The 1,216-nt window shown below is 41.0% G+C and carries 1 protein-coding gene; it reads right to left on the bottom strand.

All coding sequences use genetic code 11. The features are described from left to right. Positions 1 to 46: 46 nt before the first annotated feature. Positions 47 to 1,152 (bottom strand): IS3 family transposase gene (locus GKO22_RS16500; RefSeq protein WP_166337021.1). Its coding sequence is split into 2 segments (ribosomal slippage): positions 47 to 891 and positions 891 to 1,152, totalling 1,107 coding nucleotides; the frame shifts between segments, so codons are not numbered across the junction. Positions 1,153 to 1,216 lie beyond the last annotated feature (64 nt).

The raw sequence follows: 1,216 nt of genomic DNA, 5'->3' as shown, positions 1-1,216 counted from the left end.
TGTAAGTACCCCATTTTTCAGACAGCAAAATCTGCTATTTTCTAATTTATTTTAGTACTTCTGCAGCTTCGTTTTTGGGTATTTTTCTGACCGCTTCAATCGGCGTACGATTACCCAGCCCTTCGTGTGGCCTATGGTTGTTATACTCTTGAATCCATTCATCGGTAAGATCTCTTACATCAGACAAGTTAAAGAACAGGTGTGCATCCAATATTTCTCTACGGTAGCTCCGGTTGAATCGCTCAATGTATCCATTTTGAGTTGGTTTCCCTGGTTGAGTATATTGAATAGTGATATCTTGTTTTTTGCACCACAAGTCGAAATGATGACTTGTGAATTCAGGGCCATTATCCACTCTGATGCTACAAGGCTTGCCTCTCCAATCCATTATCCGCTCTAAAGTGCGGGTTACTCTTTGGGAACAAATAGAAGTACCAATTTCAATAGCAAGAGCTTCACGCGAACAATCGTCCATAACATTGAACGTTCTAAATCTGTTGCCAGAAGCTAAACTGTCACTCATAAAGTCCATACTCCATTTTTTATTGATGCTGATTTGCTGTTCTAAAGGGATTCGTTCTCGTGTAGGCAATCTGCGTTTACCACGTCGCTTTATATTCATCTTAAGCAGCTTATATACCCTATAAACCTTCTTATGATTCCAAGGCTTCCCATCTCGTCGAAGATAGGCGTACAGCTTACGAAAGCCGTAAACTGGATGTTTTGAAGACAACGTTTCCAAAGCAGCGATAACAGCGCTATCGTCTTTCTTGCTGACATAATAATATTGCGAACGACACATGCCTGTCATAGCGCAGGCTCCGGTAACGCTTAAACTATAATCCAAGATTAGTTCCTGGGTTAACTGTTTTTGTTCCCGGAGCCCCAGCCTTTTTTTGTGATGACCTCCTTTAAAATCTCATGATTAACGCTCAAATCAGCAAACATCTTTTTAAGACGAGAATTCTCTTCCTCCAGTTCTTTTAAACGCTGCACATCCGATACTTCCATGCCTCCGTAGCGGCTTTTCCAGTTGTAAAAAGTGCCCTTGCTAATGCCTAGTTCCCGACAGATATCTTCTGCTCTACGTCCTTCTTCACCCTCTTTAAGGGCACGGACAATCTGGGTTTCTGTAAAACGTGTCTTCTTCATTTTCAACTTAAATTTAAACATTGTAGTTCAGTTTTAAGCTGTCTGTTTTTTTGGGACACTTACA

This window comes from Sphingobacterium chungjuense (assembly GCF_011316935.1).
GTDB lineage: Bacteria > Bacteroidota > Bacteroidia > Sphingobacteriales > Sphingobacteriaceae > Sphingobacterium > Sphingobacterium chungjuense.
Note: the sequence above shows the minus strand (reverse complement) of the source record. Positions and strands in the feature narration are given on the sequence as shown.